Annotated in this window: 19 protein-coding genes; 4 read left to right on the forward strand and 15 right to left on the reverse strand. The window is 71.3% G+C overall.

Annotation, left to right across the window (positions count from 1 at the left end):
- The first annotated feature begins 73 nt into the window (after nucleotides 1-73).
- Nucleotides 74-655, forward strand: a complete 582-nt coding sequence (locus tag ACZ6N8_RS02010; RefSeq protein WP_466006927.1) for an Rv3235 family protein — start codon at nucleotides 74-76, stop codon at nucleotides 653-655.
- 101 nt (nucleotides 656-756) lie between these two features.
- Here ACZ6N8_RS02010 and secA read toward each other — a convergent pair whose 3' ends face one another.
- Entirely contained in the window at nucleotides 757-3,681 is a 2,925-nt protein-coding gene (gene secA / locus ACZ6N8_RS02015; protein ID WP_364367697.1) for a preprotein translocase subunit SecA, read from the reverse strand.
- Between the two features lie 168 nt (nucleotides 3,682-3,849).
- Between secA and ACZ6N8_RS02020 the strand changes: the two genes are divergently transcribed.
- Both ACZ6N8_RS02020 and ACZ6N8_RS02025 read left to right on the forward strand, forming a co-directional pair.
- A complete protein-coding gene (locus ACZ6N8_RS02020) occupies nucleotides 3,850-5,001 on the forward strand; it encodes a GNAT family N-acetyltransferase (RefSeq protein ID WP_466006928.1) in 1,152 nt (383 codons plus the stop codon).
- Complete coding sequence (locus ACZ6N8_RS02025; protein WP_466006929.1) at nucleotides 4,998-6,110, forward strand: GNAT family N-acetyltransferase; 1,113 nt, start codon at nucleotides 4,998-5,000, stop codon at nucleotides 6,108-6,110. The genes ACZ6N8_RS02020 and ACZ6N8_RS02025 overlap by 4 nt, the downstream gene beginning before the upstream one ends.
- 66 nt (nucleotides 6,111-6,176) lie before the next feature.
- On the opposite strand, the gene hpf is transcribed toward ACZ6N8_RS02025, so the two are convergent.
- The 8 genes from hpf to efeU form a co-directional block, all read right to left on the reverse strand.
- Nucleotides 6,177-6,815 (reverse strand): ribosome hibernation-promoting factor, HPF/YfiA family, encoded by a 639-nt coding sequence (hpf, locus tag ACZ6N8_RS02030; protein WP_466006930.1) that lies wholly within the window; start codon nucleotides 6,813-6,815, stop codon nucleotides 6,177-6,179.
- A gap of 244 nt (nucleotides 6,816-7,059) precedes the next feature.
- On the reverse strand, nucleotides 7,060-7,770 hold the full coding sequence (locus ACZ6N8_RS02035) for a ComF family protein (protein ID WP_466006931.1): 711 nt from the start codon (nucleotides 7,768-7,770) through the stop codon (nucleotides 7,060-7,062).
- Between the two features lie 4 nt (nucleotides 7,771-7,774).
- Nucleotides 7,775-9,583 (reverse strand): LpqB family beta-propeller domain-containing protein, encoded by a 1,809-nt coding sequence (locus ACZ6N8_RS02040; RefSeq protein WP_466006932.1) that lies wholly within the window; start codon nucleotides 9,581-9,583, stop codon nucleotides 7,775-7,777.
- Nucleotides 9,580-11,337 carry an MtrAB system histidine kinase MtrB gene (gene mtrB / locus ACZ6N8_RS02045; protein ID WP_466006933.1) on the reverse strand — a complete coding sequence of 586 codons (1,758 nt, stop codon included), beginning with the start codon at nucleotides 11,335-11,337 and terminating at the stop codon, nucleotides 9,580-9,582. The genes ACZ6N8_RS02040 and mtrB overlap by 4 nt, the downstream gene beginning before the upstream one ends.
- 12 nt (nucleotides 11,338-11,349) lie before the next feature.
- Nucleotides 11,350-12,039, reverse strand: coding sequence for an MtrAB system response regulator MtrA (mtrA, locus tag ACZ6N8_RS02050; protein ID WP_007455837.1), 690 nt, complete (start codon nucleotides 12,037-12,039; stop codon nucleotides 11,350-11,352).
- A gap of 142 nt (nucleotides 12,040-12,181) precedes the next feature.
- Nucleotides 12,182-13,459: an iron uptake transporter deferrochelatase/peroxidase subunit gene (gene efeB / locus ACZ6N8_RS02055; RefSeq protein WP_466006934.1), complete on the reverse strand. Its 1,278-nt coding sequence runs from the start codon at nucleotides 13,457-13,459 to the stop codon at nucleotides 12,182-12,184.
- Nucleotides 13,460-13,484: 25 nt separating this feature from the next.
- A complete protein-coding gene (efeO, locus tag ACZ6N8_RS02060; protein WP_466006935.1) occupies nucleotides 13,485-14,618 on the reverse strand; it encodes an iron uptake system protein EfeO in 1,134 nt (377 codons plus the stop codon).
- Between the two features lie 24 nt (nucleotides 14,619-14,642).
- Entirely contained in the window at nucleotides 14,643-15,548 is a 906-nt protein-coding gene (efeU, locus tag ACZ6N8_RS02065) for an iron uptake transporter permease EfeU (protein WP_466006936.1), read from the reverse strand.
- 125 nt (nucleotides 15,549-15,673) lie between these two features.
- Here efeU and ACZ6N8_RS02070 point away from each other — a divergent pair, with 125 nt between their 5' ends.
- The gene (locus ACZ6N8_RS02070; RefSeq protein ID WP_203176626.1) at nucleotides 15,674-15,823 is read left to right on the forward strand and encodes a hypothetical protein; all 150 of its coding nucleotides are present in this window, start codon (nucleotides 15,674-15,676) and stop codon (nucleotides 15,821-15,823) included.
- A 58-nt stretch (nucleotides 15,824-15,881) separates the two neighbouring features.
- Here ACZ6N8_RS02070 and ahcY read toward each other — a convergent pair whose 3' ends face one another.
- From ahcY to ACZ6N8_RS02100, 6 genes are all read right to left on the reverse strand, one after another.
- Entirely contained in the window at nucleotides 15,882-17,381 is a 1,500-nt protein-coding gene (ahcY, locus tag ACZ6N8_RS02075; protein WP_466006937.1) for an adenosylhomocysteinase, read from the reverse strand.
- Nucleotides 17,382-17,651: 270 nt separating this feature from the next.
- A complete protein-coding gene (manA, locus tag ACZ6N8_RS02080; RefSeq protein ID WP_466006938.1) occupies nucleotides 17,652-18,815 on the reverse strand; it encodes a mannose-6-phosphate isomerase, class I in 1,164 nt (387 codons plus the stop codon).
- A gap of 3 nt (nucleotides 18,816-18,818) precedes the next feature.
- The gene (locus ACZ6N8_RS02085; protein WP_466006939.1) at nucleotides 18,819-19,820 is read right to left on the reverse strand and encodes a cation diffusion facilitator family transporter; all 1,002 of its coding nucleotides are present in this window, start codon (nucleotides 19,818-19,820) and stop codon (nucleotides 18,819-18,821) included.
- 67 nt (nucleotides 19,821-19,887) lie between these two features.
- Nucleotides 19,888-21,084 carry an SIS domain-containing protein gene (locus ACZ6N8_RS02090; RefSeq protein ID WP_466006940.1) on the reverse strand — a complete coding sequence of 399 codons (1,197 nt, stop codon included), beginning with the start codon at nucleotides 21,082-21,084 and terminating at the stop codon, nucleotides 19,888-19,890.
- Entirely contained in the window at nucleotides 21,081-21,266 is a 186-nt protein-coding gene (locus ACZ6N8_RS02095; protein WP_139585754.1) for a Trm112 family protein, read from the reverse strand. Before ACZ6N8_RS02095 ends, ACZ6N8_RS02090 begins: the two co-directional genes overlap by 4 nt.
- Nucleotides 21,267-21,327: 61 nt before the next feature.
- Entirely contained in the window at nucleotides 21,328-22,713 is a 1,386-nt protein-coding gene (locus tag ACZ6N8_RS02100; RefSeq protein ID WP_466006941.1) for a phosphomannomutase/phosphoglucomutase, read from the reverse strand.
- Between the last annotated feature and the right edge of the window lie 64 nt (nucleotides 22,714-22,777).

A 22,777-nucleotide genomic window follows, 5' to 3' on the forward strand; every position in this document is an offset into this window, starting at 1 on the left:
CCGGGCGGTCCGATCGCTCAGAATCGATGGGTCGAAAGCAAACGAAGGCAAACGCAAGATCGAGAGGGCTGCGATGAGTGAGCGTCCGTCCCGACCACCCGTACGGCTGCGCCCCGCCCCACCCATCGACCCCCCGTACGCGGACGAGGCGGAGGGGCCGTACTGGCCGGCGCCGACCCACGGCCAGCTCGCCCTCGACCTGTTCGCCGCCTCCCGCCAGGAGCAGGCCCGGCCACCGCAGCGTCGCCGCACCCTCCGCCCGGTGCCCAGCAGACCGGCCGGCCACCCGGGTGCGCCACTGCCGTCCACCACCGCCTCCGAGGCGACCCGGGCGGCGCACCGCTTCGTCAGCACCTGCCTCGAGGTGGTCAACGGCTACCGCTCGCCGGCGCAGGTGCGGCCACTGCTCGACCCGGCCCGCTCCGGAGAGCTGCTGATCGAGCTGGCCCGGGCCTCCGGACGGACCGGCGTGACCCGCCGCCGCGCCGCGCGGCCGCTGGCCCGGCTGCTCCGCCTGCGGGTCTGCGAGATCGGGGACGCCGCGGTGGAGGCCGCCGCCGTGCTCACCGGCGACGGCGGCCGGAGCTGGGCGATGGCGCTGCGCCTGGAACACCGCAGGGGCCGCTGGCTCTGCACCGCCCTGCACGTCCTCTGACCGCCCACCGGCACGGCTCAGCGGCCGGAGCCGGGTGAGCCCGGATACGCCGACGGGCCCCGGCCAGAATCGGCCGGGACCCGTCGGTCGAGCTGCTTCGGTCAGTTGCCGCCGTTGGGGGCGCCGTGGCAGCGCTTGTACTTGCGGCCCGAACCGCACGGGCACGGCGCGTTGCGCGACGGGCCGTTGGAGGCGTCCGCCTGACTCGGCGCCGGACGGCGCGAGCCGGCCGTCGGAAGCGCCGGGCCACGCAGCCCGGAAGCCGGCCGCTGCGGGGCGGACGGCGCGCTCTGCCCCGGCGACGCCGGGGCGCCCTGAGCCGGGCGACCCACACCGAGCGCGGGCGCCTGCTGCTCGGCCTGCTCGACCGCCACCGCACCCGGGCTGGCCTCGCCGTCGATGGTGGGAGCCGAATACTGCAGGCCCTGCCGCTGCGGAGCGCGGTTGAGGCCCTTGGCCCGGATCTCCACAGGCTTGTCCAGGAGCGTGACCTCCTCCGACTCCGCGGGCTCCGGCTCGGTCACCTGGACGTCCACGTTGTAGAGGAAGCCGACAGTCTCCTCCTTGATGCCGTCCATCATGGTGGCGAACATGTCGAAGCCCTCGCGCTGGTACTCCACCACCGGGTCCCGCTGCGCGTACGCCCGGAGGTTGATGCCCTCCTGGAGGTAGTCCATCTCGTAGAGGTGCTCACGCCACTTGCGGTCGATCACCTGGAGCAGCACCATCCGCTCGAGCTGGCGCACCCCCTCGGTGCCGAGCTGCTCCTCGCGCCTGTCGTACGCGGCGTGCGCGTCCTCCTTGAGGCGGGCGACCAGGAAGTCGGCGTCCATGCCGGCCCGGGAACCGCCGGCCTCCTCCTCCAGCTCCTCGATCGTCACGCCGACCGGGTAGAGCTGCTTGAGGCTGGACCAGAGCTGCTCGAGGTCCCAGTCCTCGCCGTAGCCCTCCGAGGTGGCACCCCGCACGTACGCCTCGACGGTGTCGTCGATCATGTTGCGCACCTGGTCGGAGAGGTCCTCACCGTTGAGCACCCGGAGCCGCTCGGCGTAGACGACCTGCCGCTGCTTGTTGAGCACCTCGTCGTACTTGAGCACGTTCTTACGGATCTCGGCGTTCTGACCCTCGATCTGGGCCTGGGCGCTCTTGATCTGCCGGGTGACCATCTTCGACTCGATGGGCACGTCCTCCGGGATGTTGAAGCGCTCCATCACCGCCTCGACCGCGCCGGCCCGGAAGCGCCGCATCAGCTCGTCCTGCAGGGACAGGTAGAAGCGGGACTCGCCCGGGTCACCCTGCCGGCCGGCGCGACCGCGCAGCTGGTTGTCGATCCGCCGGGACTCGTGCCGCTCGGTGCCCAGCACGTACAGGCCACCGGCGGCGGCGACCTCCTCAGCCTCGGCGTCGCAGGCCTGCTTCCAGGTGGGCAGGACCTCCTCCATCGCCTTGGCGTACTCCTCCTCGTTCTCCAGCGGGTCGAGGCCACGCTGGCGCAGCTCGTTCGCGGCGAGGAACTCGGGGTTGCCGCCGAGCAGGATGTCCGTACCACGGCCGGCCATGTTGGTGGCCACCGTGACGGCGCCCTTGCGCCCGGCCTGGGCGACGATCTCGGCTTCCCGGGCGTGGAACTTGGCGTTCAGCACGTTGTGCGGGATGCCCCGCCGACGCAGCAACTGGGAGAGGATCTCCGAGTTTTCCACCGAGACGGTGCCGACAAGCACCGGCTGGCCCATCTGGTGCCGCTCGGCGATGTCCTCGATCACCGCGTTGAACTTGGCCTTCTCGGTCTTGTAGATGACGTCCGGCCGGTCCTCGCGGACCATCGGGCGGTGGGTCGGGATGCTCACGACGCCGACCTTGTAGACCTTGTTGAACTCGCTCGCCTCGGTCTGCGCCGTACCGGTCATCCCGGACAGCTTGTTGTAGAGGCGGAAGTAGTTCTGGAGGGTGATGGTGGCCAGGGTCTGGTTCTCCTGCTTGATCTCCACCCCCTCCTTGGCCTCGATCGCCTGGTGCATGCCCTCGTTGTAGCGGCGGCCGTGCAGGATGCGACCGGTGAACTCGTCGACGATCAGGACCTCACCGTCGCTGACGATGTAGTCCTTGTCGCGCTTGTACAGCTCCTTGGCCTTGATGGCGTTGTTGAGGTAGCCGACCAGCGGAGTGTTCACCGACTCGTACAGGTTGTCGATGCCGAGCCGGTCCTCGACCTTGGCCACGCCGCGCTCGGTCACCGCGATGGTGCGCTTGGAGTGGTCGACCTCGTAGTCGCCCTCGCCGTCGGTGCCGGGCTGGAGCCGGGCCACCACGCCCGCGAACTCGCCGTACCAGCGGGCCGAGTGCTCGGCCGGACCGGAGATGATCAGCGGGGTGCGTGCCTCGTCGATGAGGATCGAGTCGACCTCGTCGACGACGGCGAAGTTGTGACCGCGCTGGACCAGCTCGTCCTTCGACCAGGCCATGTTGTCGCGCAGGTAGTCGAAGCCGAACTCGTTGTTGGTGCCGTACGTGATGTCGCACTCGTAGGCGGCCTTGTGCTCGCTGGCCGGCCGGTTGGGCAGCACCACGCCGACGGTCAGCCCGAGGAACTCGTGCACGCGACCCATCCAGGCCGCGTCGCGCTGGGCGAGGTAGTCGTTGACGGTGACCACGTGCACGCCGTCGCCGGAGAGCGCGTTGAGGTAGACGGCCATGACCGAGGTCAGCGTCTTGCCCTCACCGGTCTTCATCTCGGCGATGTTGCCGAAGTGCAGAGCCGCGCCGCCCATCACCTGGACGTCGTACGGCCGCTGGCCGAGCACCCGGGCGGCCGCCTCGCGGGCCACCGCGAACGCCTCCGGCAGCAGGTCGTCGAGGGTTTCACCGTCGGCGAGCCGCTCCCGGAACTGCTCGGTCATGCCGCGCAGCTCCTCGTCGGTGAGGTTGACGTAGTCGTCCTCGATCGAGCTGACAGCATTGGCGATGGCCTTGAGCCGCCGCACCATGCGGCCCTCGCCCGCGTTAAGGACCTTTTCCAGAATCGACACGGATCAACGCTCCCCTAGACAGTCTCGAACCATCGTAGGCGCTCCATCGGCGCGATGGTCACTGGTGGCGGTGCTCCGTCCCGCCGAACCCGACATAACTCGCGTCCGGGTCGTGCGCCGGACGTTATCCGGTTACGCCGTCGGCGAACGTTCCGGCACTATGCACGAGTGGAGCCCGTGGAGATCATCGAGGACGGCGTACTGCTGCGACCCTGGCGAAACGCCGACGCCGACGACGTGCACCGCGCCTGCCAGGATCCGGACATTCAGCGCTGGACCACCGTACCGCGCCCGTACCTTCCGGAACACGCGCACGGCTTCGTCACCGAGCTGAGCGGACGTGCCTGGGCGGAGGGCACCGGTGCTCCGTTCGCGGTCTGCGACCCCGGGTCCGGCGAGCTGCTCGGCTCGTGCGGCCTGGTCTCCATCGACGGCGGCGGCACCGGCGAGATCGGCTACTGGACGGCCCCGTGGGCGCGCGGCCGGGGCGTGTCCGTCCGGGCGACCCGGGCGGTGGCCCGCTGGGCCCTCGGAACGCTCGGGCTGCGCCGGCTGCTCTGGCAGGCGGAGGTGGGCGACCACGCCTCCCGCCTGGTCGCGCTCCGGGCCGGTTTCCGGATCGACGGCCGACTGCGGCTCGGCCGAGCGGCGCCGGACGGCCTCCAGGACGGCTGGGTCGGCTCGCTGCTGCCCGGCGAGGTGCCCGAGCCGGGGGCGACCGGGCCGGCCGGGCCGGGCACTCTGGCCGCTCGGCGGGCCGCCGTCTTCGGCCGCCCGCAGCCCCCGCTGTTCGCCAGCGCCGACGCCGGTGAGCTGCGGCTCCGCCCGATGGAGGAGCAGGACCTGGACGCCGTGGTGCGGACCTGCCGGGATCCTGAGACCATCCGCTGGACCACGGTGCCGGACCCGTACGACCACGCCGACGCGCGGTGGTACCAGGAACACTGCCGGGAGCTGTGGGCCCGGGGCGACGCGGCGTGCTTCGCCATCGCCGACCCGGACGACAGGTACGCCGGCTCGATCGACCTTCGGCTCTCCCCGGTCGACCCGTTGCTTGCCGACGTGGGGTTCATGACGGCGCCCGACGCCCGTGGCCGCGGCTTCATGCCTGCCGCGCTGCTCGCACTGAGCGCCTGGGGGTTCACCGCGCTGGGTCTGGCGCGTATCGAGTGGAAGGCGCACGTGGGCAACAACGCCTCCCGACGGGTGGCGGAGAAGGCGGGCTTCTCGTTCGAGGGGATCGCCAGGGGTGGCATACCGCACCGGGGCGGGCGGGCCGACGTGTGGATCGCCGCGCTGCTCGCGGAGGACCTGGCGTGACGCCGCCGCAGGTGGTCGAGGCGTACGGGGTGCGGCTGCGGCTGTTCCGCACCGAGGACACCGCCGACGTGGTCGACGGCTGCGCCGATCCGGTCAGCCAGCGGTTCGTGCCGAACCTGCCGTCCCCGTACACAGAGGTCGACGCCCGCTGGTGGATCGACGTCGGCGCCCCGGCGGCCTGGACCGGCGGTGGCGCCGCGTACGCCGTCGCCGACCCGGCCACCGACCGGCTGCTCGGCGCGGTGGGTCTCAGCAACCCGGTGCCCGAACGGGGTCAGGCCGAGATCGGCTACTGGGTGCGGCCCGAGGCGCGCGGACGCGGGGTGGCCACCGCGGCGACCCGCGCGCTGAGCGACCACGCGTTCGCCACCGGAACCGCCCGACTGGAACTGCTCACCGAGGCGGCAAACGGCCCGAGCCAGCGGGTCGCGCTGGCCGCCGGCTTCCGTCACGAGGGGTCGCGCCGGTCGGCCGGGTCCGGCCGCGACGGGGGCCGGCACGACCTGCTGGCCTGGGTACGTCTCGCCGACGACCCACCGGGCCCGACCGCCCGGCTATTGCCCGACCTGCCCGGCGGGGTGCTCACCGACCAGGTGGTGACGCTGCGACGGCTGGCGCCCGACGATGCGGAGCTGATGTACCGGCTGCACAGTCGGCAGGAGGTCGTCGCGAACCAGGCGCCGCCGCTGCCACCGACGTGGGAGGCGATCGAGCGGCGCTGCCTGCTCGCCGAGAGCGGGTGGCTGGCCGGCGACATCGCCCGGCTGCTGATCGTCGACTCGGCCACCGGCGAGCCGGCGGGCAGCTGCGGGTTGTCGTTCACGGACGCGGCCAGCGGCGAGGCCTCGGTCGGTTACGCGCTGCTGCCCGACTGGCGGGGCCGGGGGTACGCGACAAGGGCTGTCCGGCTGCTCGCGGCGTGGGCCTTCGGCTCGGCCGGTGTCGCTCGGCTTGTCGCGGGCACGGTGCCGGACAACATCGCCTCGCACCGGGTCCTGGAGCGGGCCGGTTTCCACAGGGAGGGCCTCCAGCGCGGCCGCCTGCCGGGCCTGGACGGCAGGCGTCTGGACGACCTGACGTTCGCACTGCTCCCCGCCGACCTGCGCTGAGAGCGATCACGGGGTTGCGGTGGGCTGCCCCACCACAACCCCGTGATCGATCGGCTCGGCCGCCGGTCAGGTGGCGAGGGAGATGATCCCGTAGTCGTAGGCGTGACGCCGGTAGACGACGCTGGGACGGCCCGTCTCCTTGTCCTGGAACAGGTAGAAGTCGTGGCCGACCAGTTCCATCTCGAACAACGCGTCGTCGATGGTCATCGGCTCCGCCGGGTGCACCTTCTCCCGGGCGATGTGCCACGGCTGCTGGTCGTCGTCCTCCTCCTCGACCCGCTCGGCGACGGCCGTGCCGGCGCGTGCGCCGTCACCCGGCGCGCTGAGCGGAGGGGCCACCAGATCCGCGACAGGGAGGCCTGCGGTGGCGGCGGCGACGGAGATCGGAGCGTGCCGACCCCTGTGTACGCGGCGACGGTCGGCCGCGCGGCGCAGTCGGGTGTCGAGCTTCGCGATGGCGGCGTCGAGCGCGCTGTAGAAGTCGTTCGTGCACGCCTCGGCCCGAATCACCGGGCCCCGGGAAATGCAGGTGATCTCCACCCGCTGGCAGTGGTCGGCCTGGCGCGGATTGCGCTCGTGAAACAGCTCGACATCGACACGAATAAGTTTGTGGTCGTAGCGTTCGATCTTTGCGAGTTTCTCGGCTACGTGCACCCGGTAATGGTCCGGCACTTCGACGTTGCGGCCCTTGACCACGATGTCCACGTGACCTCCCTTGTTCGGACGTCTTCGATCCGGTAACCCGGTCGCGCGCCGTGGGAGACCCGCTGGCGTCGACCGGACAGTGCGGCTACGCCTCCTCTCACCGCCGGGGGCGGGTGGAATGGACCTCCTACCCCCGACAGGAAAACGCTAACGCCTGTTTGCCCGGCAGTCACCCCATGTTGCCGAGACCGCCCGAGATTTTTCGCAGCTCATACACCAACGGGTGAAACGGAAACACGATCGGTTACGAACGGAGTCTTTTCTCGGTCGCCGCGAGCACCGCCGCGACACCCGGTGCCGACCCGGTAGCACCCAGCACGCGGGCCGCCGCGGCCAACGTGACCCCGGTCGTCACGATGTCGTCGAGGAGCACCACGACCGGCGCGACACCCGCCGCACCGGCACCTGTCGGCGCGGCCGAGCGCTGCCGGAACGCCTCCTGCGCCGCCGCGGCCCGGGCCGCGCTGTCAAGCGTCACCGAGTCGGGTCGGGGCAGCGCACGCAGCGGCCGGTGCACACGGACCGCCCAGCCGCTCCGACGAAGACGTGCCGCGCAGTGCCGCGCCAACCGGTCCAGGTGATCGCCGTACCGGGCCCGGGCCGCCGCCGCCGTGTCCGGCACCGGAACCAGCGCCACCGGTCGTCTCCCGTCGCCGACGGCCGTCGCGACGACCTCCGCCAGCAGACCGCCGAGTGGACGGGCCAACCCGTGCCGCCCATGGTCCTTGTACGCCAGCAGGGCCTCCCGCAGCGGGCCGGCGTACGGACCGAGGGCGACACACGGTGGGAGACCGGCCGGGGCGGGGGTGGGACGTACCGGCCCGGGACGCAGCGCGTCGAGGGCCGTCACGCAGGAGGGGCAGACCCCGTGCCGCAGGCCGGACCGGCGTTCCCGACAGCCCGCGCAGTCGGCGGGCAGCACCAGGTCGGTGAGGTCCGCCCAGAGCCCGCGCATGGTGTCAGTAGAGGAAGAACGGGGCTGACGGGTTGCTCGGACGGCCGCCGGCCGGCGGTGGGGCGATGTCGCGTACCCGGTCGGGCTCGATCCGCTCCAACGGGCTGCTGCGGTACGCCACCCCGTTCGCCTCGTACATGTACGCCCCGCTGGGCAGGGGCACGGTGCGGTTCGTCGGGTACGCCGTCAGGTGGTTGACCTTGGCGCCGACGTCGGTACGGAGCGGCGTCTCCACGGCACCGTCGACGCTGATCTCGTAGATCGCCGGCTGGCCGGCCGACCCGGCCACGACGAGCTGGTCCTCCCGACCCCAGTCCACTGTCGTGAGGCCGGTCAGCGAGGTCACCAGCTGCCGGGGCGGGCCGATGGACACCCCGCCGCCGTCGAGGTTGACAGCCGCCACGTAGAGCTGACCGCCGGCGACGAGTGCGACCCGCTGGCCGTCCAGCGCGGCGGCCACCGCGCTCACCGGCGCGGGCAGGTTGAGCGGCACCTGATACATCCGGGCACCCTCGTCGAAACGGTAGAGCTGCCCGTCGGCCACCACCAGGCCCCGGCCGGGCCGGGAGTCGGCCATCCGCAGCCAGACCGGTCGGCTGATCGAGGCGTACTCGGAGGTGCCGCGGTTGAGCGTGGTGATCGGGGCGGGCCCACTGCCCACGGCGAGGCGCTGGCGACTCTTGCCGCTGCTCACCACCATCGCGGCGAGCACCCGGTTGTCGGCCCGGGCCAGGCCGGCGGAGACGATGTTGCGGTTGATGTCGGGCGCCAGCGGCACCGCCCCGCTGAGCTCGCCGACGAAGTCGAGCGGGCGGATCCCGCCCTCGTACACGCAGAACCGCTGCGGGCTCTCGGTGATCGGGTAGAGCCGTTCGGTCGCGCGGCGCGTGTTCAGGTCCAGCACCGGCTGCGAGTTGTTGCGGATCTTCAGCTCCAACTGGCCCCCGAGGTCGCCCAGCGACCAGGCGAGCTGCGTGAGCAGCTGGTCGATGCCGTTCTGGTCGTCGCCGGACATGTCCAGGTTGACCTCCCACCTGTCGTTCGCGCCGGTGGCGTTGTTGATCAGCTCGGTGCGGTCGGGCAGCCCCACGACACCGGGGCGCAGCCAGTCGGACGGACCGGCCACCAACCACTTGACGACCTCGTTGACCCGCCGCTCCTGCGGCACCGCCACCGGCAGGTAACGCTGGTCGGGCACCAGGCGGGTGCGGTCAGAACTCCAGAAGTAGATCGACTCGCCCTGGTAGTACTGCTGGAGGGCCACGTCGCTGAGCAGCAGCACGTTCGGGGGGTCGACCACGTACAGGCCGGCGCGTTCGTCGTTGGCGGCGCCGTCCAACGTGCCGCTGCGCAATCTGAACTCGTACTCCGTCTCGGTCGCCACCGGCGGGGCCAGCGTGCCGTTGGCCCGCAGCACACCGATCTGCTGCACGCTGATCTTCACGGTGGTGGTCGAGTCGCTGTTGAGGGTGTAGACGGCCTCGCGCAACCGGACCACCGTCATGGCGACCTCGCTGCCCTTCTTGTCCTGGAGACGGGCCCGGTCCTCCGGCGCGATGAACGCCTTGACCCGCTCGTAGGCCCGATCCGGTTCACCGGCGGCCGCGGACAGAAAGTTGCGGACGAAGGCCTCGTTGGAGCTGCCGCTCGCCGTACGCGACGGCGGCTCGCTCGGCCGGCCGTTCCCCGAACCGGCCCCCGTCGCCGCGCCGCCCCTACCGTCCACCCGCACGTCCGACGAGGCCGGGATGCCGCAGGCGCCGCCCAGCAGAAGCACCACACCTAGTGCCCCGAGCACGACCGGCCGCCTCATGAGCCCACCTCCGCCCGCTGCCCGTCCCCGGTCGGCGCCGGGCCGATCGCCAACGCCCCACCGGTGCCGGGCCCGATGGCCAGCGGACCACCGTCGCGGGGGCCGCCGAACGGCAGGGCGGCGTCGGCCGGCACCAGCCGCAGCGGCGAGGTGGTCAGTCGGTCACCGGCCCGGGCCGGCAGGGTGAGGCGGAACTGGGCGCCCTGCCCCGGCGCGCCCCACGCCTCCAGCCAACCGCCGTGCAGTCGGGCGTCCTCCAGGCTGATCGACAGGCCCAGACCGGTGCCACCGGTCTGCCGTGCCCGGGACGGATCAGCCCGCCAGAACCTGTTGAACACCAGCTTCTCCTCGCCGGCCTTGAGCCCGACCCCGTGGTCCCGCACGGTGATCGCCACGGCGGTCTCGTCGATGCCGAGGGTGATCAGCACCGGGCGGGCCTCGCCGTGCTCGACGGCGTTGCCGACCAGGTTGCGCAGCACGCGCTCGACCCGGCGCGGGTCGACCTCGGCGATCACCGGGGTGCCCGGCAGGTCGAGTTCGATGGGTACGCCCACCCGCTCGGCCAGGCCGGCCAGCCGCTCGACCACCCGGTGCACCACGGGCACCAGGTCGGTCGGCTCGGCGTCCAGCATGGCGAACCCGGCGTCGAACCTGCTGATCTCCAGCAGGTCGGTGAGCAGCTCCTCGAAGCGGTCCAGTTCGGCCTGGAGCAGCTCGGCGCTGCGGGCCACCGCCGGATCGAACTCGTCGCGCTCGGCGAAGATCAGGTCGGCGGCCATCCGGACCGTGGTCAACGGGGTACGCAGCTCGTGCGAGACGTCCGAGGTGAAGCGGCGCTGCAACCGGGACATCTCCTCCAGGCGCAGGATCTGCCGTTGCAGGTTGGTGGCCATCTGGTTGAACGAGGCGGCGAGCAGGGCGAGGTCGTCCTCGCCGTTGACCACCATCCGCTGGTCCAGAAGGCCGGCGGAGAGCCGCTGGGCGGTACGCGCGGCCACCCGGACCGGGTTGACCACCAGGCGGGTGACCAGGGCAGCGAGCAGCCCGAGCAGGATCACCAGCGCCACTCCGGTGGCCACCACCGTGGCTCGGGCGTCGGCGGCGGTGGAGTCCTGCCGGGTCAGCGGCACCAGGTAGTACAGCTCGATCTGGCCGAAGCGGGTGGGCACCGGAGAGCCGTACACCAGGTATTTGGTGCTCTGCCCGGTGAGCCGGCCGGTACGGATCTGGCTGGCCACCTTGCCCTCGGCGACCGCGGCCCGCAGCTCCGGGCTGATCAGTGGCTGGACGTTCACCGACGGCGCGGCGCGGGTCTGGATGTCGTTGGGGTAGTCGTCGGCGGTGATCGCCACCACCACGCCACTGGTCTGCTGGGGGTCACCGCCGGCCAGGTAGTTGACCGTGCCGTCGATGGTCTCCTGGAGTTGCGCCTCCTGCGGCTGGCCGTACAGGGAGACCTGCTTGGCCGCGTAGCTGGCGCCGCTGTTCACCCGCAGCCGCACGTCGGTGCGGGCGTTGTCCAGCAGGATCGTGGTGATCTTGTCGGCGATCAGGAACGCGAAGCCGCCGACCAGCAGGCTGGAGGCGACAAGCGTGATGGTCACCACCCGCACCTGGAGCGAGCGGCGCCAGGTCTGGTGCACCCGGGCCAGCACCCGCGCGGCGCGGCCACTCACCGCACGCCAGAGCTCCCCACCGGCGATACGCCGGCGGGCAGCCGCTGTCGGGGGGTGTGGGGGCGGTGAGGTCAACACAGTGTGACCAGGCTATCCGGTCCCCGCCTTGTAGCCCACGCCCCGCACGGTGAGGATGATTTCCGGCCGCTCCGGGTCCGGCTCGATCTTGGCCCGGAGCCGCTGGACGTGCACGTTCACCAGCCGGGTGTCGGCCGCGTGCCGGTAGCCCCACACCTGCTCCAGCAGCACCTCGCGGGTGAAGACCTGACGCGGCTTACGGGCGAGCGCGACCAACAGGTCGAACTCCAGCGGAGTCAGCTTCACCTCCTCGTCGTTGCGGCTGACCGTGTGCGCCGGCACGTCGATGGTGATCTGGTTGCCGGGCGGCCCGATGGTCAACATCTCCGGCGCCACGTCCTCGCCCCGGCGCAGTCGGGCCCGCATCCGGGCGACCAGCTCCTTGGGCTTGAACGGCTTGACCACGTAGTCGTCGGCACCGGACTCCAGGCCGAGCACGACGTCCACGGTGTCGCTCTTGGCCGTCAGCATGACGATCGGCACGCCGGACTCGGCCCGGATGGACCTGGCCACGTCGATACCGCTCATCCCGGGCAACATCAGGTCGAGCAGCACGATATCGGGCCGGCTGTCGCGGAAGGCGGCCAGCGCCCGCTCACCATCTGCCACGAACGAGGGCAGGAAGCCCTCACTACGCAGCACGATGCCGAGCATCTCGGCGAGTGCGGGGTCGTCGTCGACCACCAGTACCCGGGCTCTCATGGGATTAATATTGCATCCCCGTTCAGTTCGGTGGGACCGGCGTCGGGTGGATCCCGCCCGGCTGCAACCATGATCCCCCGTCGGCGCCGCCCAGCGCCACCGGAGCCTCGGGCCGGTCGCGCTGTCGTGATCCGGACGGCTGTCAGCCGAAGAGCGCACGCCCCCAGTGGTCCCCGCCGTCACGGACGCCGGGCGGGCAGGCGAACAGCGCGCTGGAGACGTGCCGCAGGTACTCGTTCATCACGTCGTGGCGGGCCAGTTGGGTCTGGATCGGCACGAACTGACGGCGCGGATCACGCTGGTAGGCGATGAAGAACAGGCCCGCGTCGAGCCGACCGAGGCCGTCCGAGCCGTCCACGAAGTTGTAGCCCCGGCGCAGCAGCTGGGCACCGTTGTTGCGGCTCGGATGGGCCAGCGTGACGTGGGCGTGCTCGGCGATCACCGGCTTGCCGTCGTCACCGTGCGCCGCGAAGTCCGGTTCGTCGAACTCGTCGGTCCGGCCCAGCGGCGCGCCACTGCCCTTGGCCCGGCCGACGATCTCCTCCTGCTCGGCCAGCGACGTCCGGTCCCAGGTCTCCACCAGCATCCGGATCTTGCGGGTGACCAGGTACGCGCCGCCGGTCATCCAGTCCGGCCCGTCGCCCGGCTGCACCCAGAGCTGGTCGCGAAGCAGGCTGGTGTCCTCGGCCTTGAGGTTTGCCGTGCCGTCCTTGAAGCCGAAGAGGTTGCGCGCGGTGGCCTGGTCCCGGGAGGTCGACGAGGTACGACCGAAGCCGAGCTGCGACCAGCGCACGCTCACCACACCCATGCCGATCCGGGCCAGGTTGCGGATGGCGTGCACCGCCACCTGCGGGTCGTTGGCGCACGCCTGGACGCAGAGGTCGCCACCGGAGATCTGCGGCTGCAACGCGTCACCTGGGAACTTCGGCAGCTCGGCGAGGGCGGCCGGACGTCTGTCGGCGATGCCGAACCGGTCCCGGCCGTCGGCGTCGCGGAACAGCGTCGGCCCGAACCCGATGGTCAGGGTGAGCTGGGACGGGGGCAGGCCGAGCGCCTCACCCGTGTCGTCGGGTGGAGCCTCCGGCATCCCGCCGACCGCGCCCAGCACCCCGGCGTCCCGGCCAGCGGTCATTCGGGCTGCGGCGGCGCTCCACTCCTCGAGCATCCCGACCAGCCGCGCCCGGTCCTTGGTGATCACGTCGAACGCGACGAAGTGCAGCCGGTCCTGCGCCGGGGTGACGATCCCGGCCTGGTGCTCACCGTGGAACGGCACCGCCCCGGCCGGGTGGTCGCTGGCGGCGGCCGGACCACGGGAGCCGCCGACGAGCGCTCCCGCGCCGACCGCCACTCCGGCGACGCCTGCCACCCCGGCACCGGCGAGCGTGATCGCCCGGCGCCGGGTCACCCTGCTTCCGCTCATCGGTTCGACTCCCCCTGACGTACTGTCACTTGGCGACGGCCGCGGCGACCTTGCTGATCGGCTCGGCGAGCGCGTTGATGCCGTCGGACAGTTCCTTGAGTTCGGCCTTGCTCAGCGCGGTGTGCAGCTTCCAGCCGTCGCCGGCCCGGTGCTTGCCGAGCAGCGCCTCGACGTTTGCGAACTCGGTGTCCAACTGCGTCACCAGCTCCGGTGAGCGCTGCTCCAGCGCCGGCCGCAGGGCCGACACGGCCGCCTTGGAGCCCTCCAGGTTGGCGGCGAAGTCCCACAGGTCGGTGTGCGAGTAGCGGTCCTCCTCGCCGGTGATCTTGCCGCTGGCCACCTCGTCGAGCAGTTCCTTCGCGCCGTTGGCGAGCTGGAGCGGGGAGAGCTTCTCGGCGTTGGCCTTGGCCACGATCTCCTTGACGTCGACGAGCAGCCGGTCGGCGATCGGGCCGTCCTTGCTGATGTCGCCGGACTGCCAGAGGTCCTTCTCGATCCGGTGGAAGCCGGTGAACTCCATCCCCTCCTCGATGACCTCCTCACGGCCGTCGATCTTGGGGTCGAGGTCGCCGAAGATCTCGGCCACCGGCTCGATCCGCTCCCAGTAGGTGCGGGCGACCGGGTACAGCGCCTTGGACTTCGCCACGTCGCCGGCCTTGACCGCGCCGACGAACTCCTCGGTCTTGTTCAGCAGCGCGGCGGTCTGGCTCTTGACGTAACGCTGGTAGTTCTCGGTGGCGCCGGCCAGGGCGGCGTCGGCGGTGAGCGGCTGCGCCGAGCCGCTGACCTTGAGCGCACCCCGGATGCCCTTGCCGCTCATCCCCGGCTTGCAGGCCGTCTCGTACGTCCCGGCCGGCAGCTCGACGCGCAGCTCGCGGCTCAGGCCGGGGGCGATGTTCTCCACCTCGCCCATCACCCGGTCGCCGGAGGCGTACACGTAGAACTCGGTCACCTTCGCGCCCGAGTTGGTGATCTTGAAGGTGGCGGTGCCGGCACCCAGATCGGTCGTACCGACGTCGCAGGCGGTGTCGCTGGCCTTGACCACGATCGGGCCGCCGGCCCCCGCCGCGTCATCCTTCGCGGAGTCGGAACACGCGGCGACACCGGTCGTGGCCAGCACACCGGCGGCGGCCAGCGCGAAAAAGCCTGTGGTACGCATCTTGGGCTGTCTCTCCTCGTGAGGTCAGGCGCGCTGCGGCGCGGTCGCCGCCTCGGCCTCGGTGCCGGTGTCGGTGTCGGTGTCGGCTACGCGCTCGGTGCCGGTGGACGCGGTGGGCGCCGGCTTACGGCGGGCCGGGCGCAGGAAGAGCGCCAGGACCGGCACCGCGTACCCGATCCAGGCGATCGTCTCCAGCACGGTGGGCGCGGGCGTCACGTTGAACATTCCGGCCAGCAGAGCGGCGTACCAGGTGCTCGGGTCGAGCGTCCCGGTGATGTCGAAGGCCAGGTCGTTCAGGCCGGGCAGGACACCTGCCTCCTGGAAGTCGTGCACGCCGTACTTGAGGATGCCGGCGGCGACCAGGATCAGCAGCGCGCCGGTCCAGGTGAAGAACTTGCTGAGGTTGATCCGCAGGGCGCTGGCGTAGAGCAGTACGCCGAGCACCACGGCCGTGAGGATGCCACCGATCAGCGCGAGCAGCGGCCCGCTGTCGCCGGCCGCGCCCTGGGCGGCCGAATAGAAGATCAGCGCGGTCTCCAGGCCCTCCCGGATCACGGCGAGGAAGGCCATGCCGGCGACCGCGAGGGACCCGACGGCCAGCGCCTCGGTGAGCTTGCCGCGCAGCTCGCCGGCGATCGTCCGGGCGGCACGCCGCATCCAGAAGATCATCCAGGTGACGAAGACCACTGCGGCGACGGAGGTGATCGCCTCGAACAACTCCCGGTCCTCGGAGCGGGCCAGCAGCGAGGTCGACGTGTACTCGATCAACCAGCCGAACAGCACCGAGAGCGCCACGGCCAGGCCGACGCCCGCCCAGACCTGGGGCAACCGGTCCCGGCGCTGCGACTTCACCAGGAAGGCCACCAGGATGCTGACCACCAGGGTCGCCTCCAGGCCCTCCCGCAGGCCGATCAGGTAGGTCGCGAACATCCCGGCTCCGTGTCCATCAGGTTGGCCTCAGCTTACTTAGGGCAGCCATACCTTCCTCCCGCTCAGGGCACTCGTCAAGTCGTTCTTGACAAGCTCACCCATCCCGGCTGTGGGAGGATCCCGCAGTGAAGGGATTCCTGCCGTGGCTGACGGTGCTCGCGGTGGTTCTGCTGCTCAGCGCGCTGCGGCTGCGGGCACTGGCCACAGTCGTGTCGCTCGGCTGGCTCGCCTGGTGTGTCTGGACCTGGTTCCGCCCCGCCCGCCGCCGGCCCTGAGGCGCAGACGACGAACCGGGCCGGCTGCGAACAGCCGACCCGGTCCCGAAAAGAACGATCAGTAGCGGTAGTGGTCCGGCTTGAACGGGCCCTCCGGCGAGACACCCAGGTACGCGGCCTGCTCCTTGGTGAGCGTGCTCAGCTTCGCGCCGAGCGCGCCCAGGTGCAGCCGGGCCACCTTCTCGTCCAGGTGCTTGGGCAGCACGTAGACGCCGATCGGGTAGTCCTCGGTCTTGGTGAACAGCTCGATCTGGGCGATCGTCTGGTTGGCGAACGAGTTGGACATCACGAAGCTCGGGTGCCCCGTGGCGTTGCCCAGGTTCAGCAGGCGGCCCTCGGAGAGCACGATGACCGCGTGCCCGTCGGCGAAGCGCCACAGGTCGACCTGCGGCTTGATGTTGACCCGCTCGACGTCGGAACGCTTGGCCAGACCGGCCATGTCGATCTCGTTGTCGAAGTGGCCGATGTTGCCGACGATGGCCTGGTGCTTCATCCGGGCCATGTGCTCGTTGGTGATGACGTCGAAGCAGCCGGTGGCGGTGATGAAGATGTCCGCCTGCTCGACAACGTCGTCCAGGGTGGCGACCTGGTAGCCGTCCATCGCGGCCTGCAACGCGCAGATCGGGTCCACCTCGGTCACCACGACCCGGGCGCCCTGGCCGCGCAGCGACTCGGCGCAGCCCTTGCCCACGTCGCCGTAGCCCATGACGACTGCCATCTTGCCGCCGATCAGCACGTCGGTGGCCCGGTTGATGCCGTCGATGAGCGAGTGCCGGCAGCCGTACTTGTTGTCGAACTTGCTCTTGGTCACCGAGTCGTTGACGTTGATGGCCGGGAAGAGCAGGGTGCCGGCGCGGTGCATCTCGTAGAGCCGGTGCACGCCCGTCGTGGTCTCCTCGGTCACGCCCTTGATGCCGGCGGCGATCCGCGTCCAGCGCTGGCCGTCCTCGGCGAGCGAGCGGTGCAGCAGGTCGAGGATGACCGCGTACTCCTCGGAGTCGGCGGACTCGACGGGCGGCACGACCCCGGCCTTCTCGAACTCGGCGCCCTTGTGCACGAGCAGGGTGGCGTCACCGCCGTCGTCGAGGATCATGTTCGGGCCCTGCCCGTCGGGCCAGGCGAGCACCTGCTCGGTGCACCACCAGTACTTCGGAAGCGTCTCGCCCTTCCAGGCGTACACCGGGACGCCTGCGGGGGCCTCGGGGGTGCCGTCCGGGCCGACGACGATCGCCGCGGCGGCGTGGTCCTGGGTGGAGAAGATGTTGCAGGACGCCCAGCGCACCTGCGCGCCGAGGGCCACCAGCGTCTCGATCAGGACTGCGGTCTGGATGGTCATGTGCAGCGAACCGGTGATCCGCGCGCCGGCGAGCGGCTGGGCGTCGGCGAACTCCCGACGGATCGCCATCAGGCCGGGCATCTCGTGCTCGGCGAGCTGGATCTCCTTGCGCCCGAACTCGGCGAGCGACAGATCCGCCACCTTGAAGTCGCCCTCGGCGAGCGTGCTCGGCCGGGCCTCGGACGGCGTACCGCTGGCGGACGCCGGGAGGGTGCTGGTCATGAAAGCTCCTGTCGAACGATGTCTGCGCCGACCCTCCACCTTACGCGCGTCGGCGACGGGCATCAGGGGGACGTGGACAGCGCACGGGGCGGTCGGTCGTGGACAGCTTCCTGTCCACTCCCGCCCGCCCCGCGCATCCCCCCGGTTTGGTTCCCCGCACGTTGTCGGACCGTCGTCGCGATAACGCTGCGTACTCATAGAGTCACACTGGGCCAGCACGACGTCAAGCCATTCCGGGAAAGTCGGACTTGTGTCGTTGCGGGAAGCGCGTCAGCGCAACCCGGACGTCGCCACGTACGCCTCACCGGCGCCACCGATCCGCAGCGGCGCACCGGCGGCATCGCCGATCGCCGCCTGACCGGACACCAACGTCACAACGCCCGCCCCGTCGTCCACCGTCACCGCACCGGACCCGCACAGCACCACCCGCGGGCCGGGCAGCGACAACGTGACCGACGGCACCGCAGCGCCGACCCGCACCCGGTGCAGGGCGAAGTCGTCCACCGGCACCGGCCACCAGTCCACCCCCGGGCCCACCGGCTGCGCCGCCCGGACCGGGTCCTCGAGCACCTCGAAACGCAGCACCCGCAGCAACTCGTCGACGTCCACCCGCTTCGGCGTCAGCCCACCACGCAACACGTTGTCGCTGGCCGCCATGATCTCCACGCCGCAACCACTCAGGTAGGCGTGCAGATTGCCGGCGGGCATCCAGATCCCCTCCCCCGGCACCAGCCGCACGTGGTGCAGCAGCAACGCGACAAGCACACCCGGATCTCCCGGGTACGCCGCCGCCAACCGCCGGGCCAGCTCCGCGTCCGGGCCGTCGGCAGGCGCGGCCACCACTGCTGACAACAACTCGTCGCGCTCACCGGCCGGCCAGGCCAGCAGCGTCCCCACCGCCGTCCGCAACCCCGGCGACCCGGCCCGCAACGCCTCCACCACGGGCGCCAGCACCGGTACGCCGAACGACGCGAGCGCCTCGGCCGACTCCACCGGCGGCCGGAACCCGCACAGCGCCTCGAACGGGGTGAGCGCCACCAGCAACTCCGGCTTGTGGTGCGGGTCGGAGTAGTTGCGTTCCGCCGCCGGACGCCCCGCCTCCGCCTCGTACCCGGCCCGGGCCTGCTCGGCGTCCGGGTGGGCCTGCAGGCTCAGCGGGGCGTCCGCGGCGAGGACCTTGAGCAGGAACGGCAGCCTGCTGCCGAACCGGTCGGACACCCGCGCACCGAGCCACTGCCCCGGCTCGTCCCGCACCAGGTCACACAGGCTGACCTGGAGCCCGGCGCGTTCCACCATGGCCGGGGCGCCCGGGTGGGCGCCCAGCCACAGCTCCGCCTCCGGACCGGCGCTGGGCACCGGCCGGCCCTGCAACAGCGCGAGAGCCGAGCGCGACCCCCAGGCGTAGTCCCGGATCGGTCCGTACAGCAGTTCCACAGGTCAGCCCCCGGGCCGCCCGGCCGCCCCGCCCTCCTGCGGCTGGGGTACGGCGGTGTCGGCGGCGGCGCCCGTGCCGGCCCTGGCGGCGGCGACACTCCAGATGTCCGGCTCCAGGTAGATCACGCGGGCGATGGGCACGGCGGCACGGATGCGCGCCTCCACGGCGTTGATGCCGCGCGCCAGGTCCTCGGCGCTCTCGCAGGCCGGTACGCCGATCTTCGCGGCGACCATCAGCTCCTCCGGGCCCAGGTAGAGCGTCTTCATGTGGATGATCCGCTCCACCTCGGGACCGTCGGTGATGGACCGCTCGATGGCGTCCAGGTCCTGCTGTTCGGCGCCCTCACCGAGCAGCAGGCTCTTCGTCTCGATCGCCAGCACGATGGCGATCACCACGAGCAGGACACCGATCATCGCGGTGCCCGCGGCGTCCCACTTGCCGTTCCCGGTGATCAGCGTCATGGTGACGCCGAACAGCGCGAAGACCAGACCGACAAGCGCGCCGAAGTCCTCGAGCAGAACGACAGGCAGCTCCGGCGCCTTGGCACGCCTGATGAACCGCACCCAGGACTGGTTGCCCCGGATGTGGTTGGACTCCTTGATGGCGGTCCGGAACGAGAACGACTCCATCAGGATCGCCGCCACCAGCACCGTGATCGGCACCCACTGCCACTCGCTGATGCCGTGCGGATCCGACCACTTGTGGTACGCCTCGTACAGGGCGAACAGGCCACCCAGGCTGAACAGCACGATCGACACGATGAACGCGTAGATGTAGCGCTCCCGGCCGTACCCGAAGGGGTGCTCCGGGGTGGCCGCCCGCTTCGCCCGCTTGCCGCCGAGCAGCAACAGGCCCTGGTTGCCCGAGTCGGCGACCGAGTGGATCGACTCGGCAAGCATCGACGACGACCCGGTCAGCAGGAACGCGACGAACTTGGTGACGGCGATGCCGACGTTGGCCAGCAGGGCGGCGACGATCGCCTTCGTTCCACCGTTGGCGCTCACGCCGCCGCTCCGCTTCGCCGAACGAAGCCAACCGGTCCGCGCATGACGCGCCGCCCCCTACGTCCGTTCACTGGTTCGACAGCTCCTTCATCTCGGTGATGGCCGGTACGGCCATCGGGTCCAGTCCATGTGCCAGAGCAAGGTAGATCGACGCGAAATCCGGCACCGCGATCAGCGAGGCCAGCCGTTCCAGCGCGGAGCCGCCCTCGGCAATCACCACGTCACACCGCACCCCGCGCCGCTCGGCGAGGGTCTGCACCGCGTCCGCGCGGCGCTCCTCCACCGCCAGTGGCTCGTCGGTGTCGTCCTCGGCGTTGAGCCCGCCGTCGCGCAGCAGTACCAGCCGCAGACGGGTCCCCTCGCCGTCGTCCTCCGCCGGGTCGGCGAAGATGTCCCGCTCGCCCTCGGCCAGACCTCCGAAGACGCCGTCGAGCAGGCCGACGCGACCCCTACCGGCCTCGCCGAGCGCCCCGGTGACCACCGGGTAGCGGGCGTTGGCCGACAGTGTGTCACCGAACCGGCGGGCCGCCACCGTCGCCAGCGGGGACGAGCCCCAGACGATCGGGATCGAGCCGGCCAGGCCCAGCGCCAGCGACTTCGCCGGGTTGACGAACGATTCCGCGGCGGACCGGCAGCGGTCCGCGTCCGCGTCGAGTCGGGCCGCGGTCTCCGCCAGGTCGGCCTCGTTGACCTTCACCAGCCCGAGCGAACGGGCGGCGAGCAGCACCGGGACGGTGAGCGCCCAGAGGCTGGCCCGCGCCGGCGCGCGTCGGGGCACCGGGATGAACGGCGCCCGGGCCTGCTCGGCGATCGACTGCAACTGCGAATCCGGTGCACCCACCGCGACGAGCCGAGCACCACGCCTGTGGGCCGCCTCGGCGGCGCCCAGCGCCTCCGGGCTCCGGCCGGACGCGCTCACCGCGATCACCACGTCGGCCGCGCCCACCCAGCCGGGTACGCCCGCGCTGCGGTGCCCGATGATCGGGACCGGGCAGCGCGGCCCGGCGACGGTGGCCAGCACGTCACCGGTACGCCCGGCGGTGCCGATGCCCGCGATCACCACGGCCCGGGGCCGCCCGTCGTCGGCGAGCACCGCCAGATTCGCCTCGGCGGCCAGCGCCGCGCTCTCCCGCACCTGCGCGCCCGCCGAGGCGGTGTGCCGGAGCATGTCACCCGGATCGTGCTCGGCCAGCGCCGCCGGGTTGTCGAGCAGGGCCTCGTCGGCGTCGCGCCGACCACTGACCCCGGCCGTACCGTCGATCATGATGCCTGCCCGGGGCCACCGCGCGCCTCGTCGAGCAGCAGCACCGGCACGTCGTCACGGACCTCGAAGATCCGGCCGCACTGCGTGCAGGTCAACGTCTGCGCCTCGGCATCGTAGGTGAGCGGGGCGTGGTGCGTGTCCGGACAGGCGAGAATCTCGAGCAACTGCGGATCCAGGGCCATGGCACGGCTCCTTCCACGTGTGCGGCTTCACCGGCGGCGGTGCCGACCGGCGCAGGCGATCTTATCGGCGAACGCGGTTGAGCACGTCGTCCCGGAGCGAGACCATCCGATCCCGGGTGGGCGCCTCGACGTTGAGCCGCAGCAACGGCTCGGTGTTGGAGGCGCGCAGGTTGAACCACGCGCCGTCGGGGAAACGCAGCGTGAGCCCGTCCATCTCGTCGACCTCCGCCTCGGGGTACGCGGCCCGCACCTCGGCGACCGCGCCCGCCTGGTCGGCCACCGTCGAGTTGATCTCGCCGGAGGCGACGTAGCGCTCGTACTCCCCGGCCAGCACGGACAGCGGCAGCGACTGCTCACCCAGCGCGGCCAGGGTGTGCATCGCGGCGAGCATCCCGGTGTCGGCGAACCAGAAGTCCCGGAAGTAGTAGTGCGCCGAGTGCTCGCCACCGAAGACGGCGTTGGTGCGCGCCATCTCGGCCTTGATGAAGGAGTGACCGACACGGGCGACGACAGGCTCGCCGCCGTGCTCACGGATGATCTCCGGGACGGCGCTGGAGGTGATGAGGCCGTGGATCACCGTGGAGCCCGGGTGCTTCGCCAACTCGCGGGCGGCGACCAGAGCGGTGATCGCCGACGGCGAGACCGGCTCGCCGCGCTCGTCCACCACGAAGCACCTGTCGGCGTCACCGTCGAAGGCCAGCCCGATCTCGGCGCCGTGCTCGACCACCGCGCGCTGGAGGTCGACCAGGTTCGCCGGATCCAACGGGTTGGCCTCGTGGTTGGGGAAGCTGCCGTCCAACTCGAAGTACAGCGGCACGATCTCCAACGGCAGGGCCGACAGGGCCGCGTCGCCGAGCACTGTCGGAACCGTGAAGCCGCCCATCCCGTTGCCCGCGTCGACCACCACCTTCAAGGGCCGGATGCCGGACAGGTCGACAAGCTTGCGCAGGTACGCGGCGTAGTCGGGAAGCAGGTCACGGCGTTCGACAGGTCGGGTCGGCTCGCCGCCCGGACGGGCCGCGCCCGAATCCAGGAGGGCCTGTGCGCGATCGCGGATCTCGGCGAGCCCGCTGTCCTGACCGATGGGCCGGGCACCGGAGCGGCACATCTTGATGCCGTTGTACTGCGCGGGGTTGTGGCTGGCCGTGAACATGGCGCCGGGCAGGTCGAGCGAACCGGACGCGAAGTAGAGCAGATCGGTGGAGGCGAGCCCGATCTCGATCACCGAGCGGCCCTCAGCGCGGACGCCTGCCGCGAACGCCTCCGCCAACCCTGGCGAACTGGCCCGCATGTCGTACCCGACGACGACCGCGTCGCCCGGCTCGTCGGTGGTGTTGAGAAGCTGGGTGAACGCGGCTCCAAGCGCCTCGGCGACCCGCTCGTCCCACTGGTCCGGCACCGTCCCTCGGACGTCGTACGCCTTCACGATCTGGGACAGATCAGACACTGGTTCCGCTCCTTGGCCGCAGTTTCCACCGAACCTGAGCGTATCGGAGGGTAGGGGTCCGGCC

It is taken from the genome of Micromonospora sp. NPDC047521, from assembly GCF_055587305.1.

Excerpts from the sequence above, each read along its gene's own strand:
- efeB (WP_466006934.1), bottom strand. The coding sequence starts at position 13,459 with ATGAGCGGAAGCAGGGTGACCCGGCGCCGGGCGATCACGCTCGCCGGT.
- ACZ6N8_RS02035 (WP_466006931.1), bottom strand. The coding sequence starts at position 7,770 with ATGCGCGGGCTCTGGGCGGACCTCACCGACCTGGTGCTGCCCGCCGAC.
- efeU (WP_466006936.1), bottom strand. The coding sequence starts at position 15,548 with ATGTTCGCGACCTACCTGATCGGCCTGCGGGAGGGCCTGGAGGCGACC.
- ACZ6N8_RS02095 (WP_139585754.1), bottom strand. The coding sequence starts at position 21,266 with ATGGCCCTGGATCCGCAGTTGCTCGAGATTCTCGCCTGTCCGGACACG.
- mtrA (WP_007455837.1), bottom strand. The coding sequence starts at position 12,039 with ATGAGAGCCCGGGTACTGGTGGTCGACGACGACCCCGCACTCGCCGAG.
- ACZ6N8_RS02090 (WP_466006940.1), bottom strand. The coding sequence starts at position 21,084 with ATGATCGACGGTACGGCCGGGGTCAGTGGTCGGCGCGACGCCGACGAG.
- ahcY (WP_466006937.1), bottom strand. The coding sequence starts at position 17,381 with ATGACCAGCACCCTCCCGGCGTCCGCCAGCGGTACGCCGTCCGAGGCC.
- efeO (WP_466006935.1), bottom strand. The coding sequence starts at position 14,618 with ATGCGTACCACAGGCTTTTTCGCGCTGGCCGCCGCCGGTGTGCTGGCC.
- ACZ6N8_RS02010 (WP_466006927.1), top strand. The coding sequence starts at position 74 with ATGAGTGAGCGTCCGTCCCGACCACCCGTACGGCTGCGCCCCGCCCCA.
- ACZ6N8_RS02040 (WP_466006932.1), bottom strand. The coding sequence starts at position 9,583 with ATGAGGCGGCCGGTCGTGCTCGGGGCACTAGGTGTGGTGCTTCTGCTG.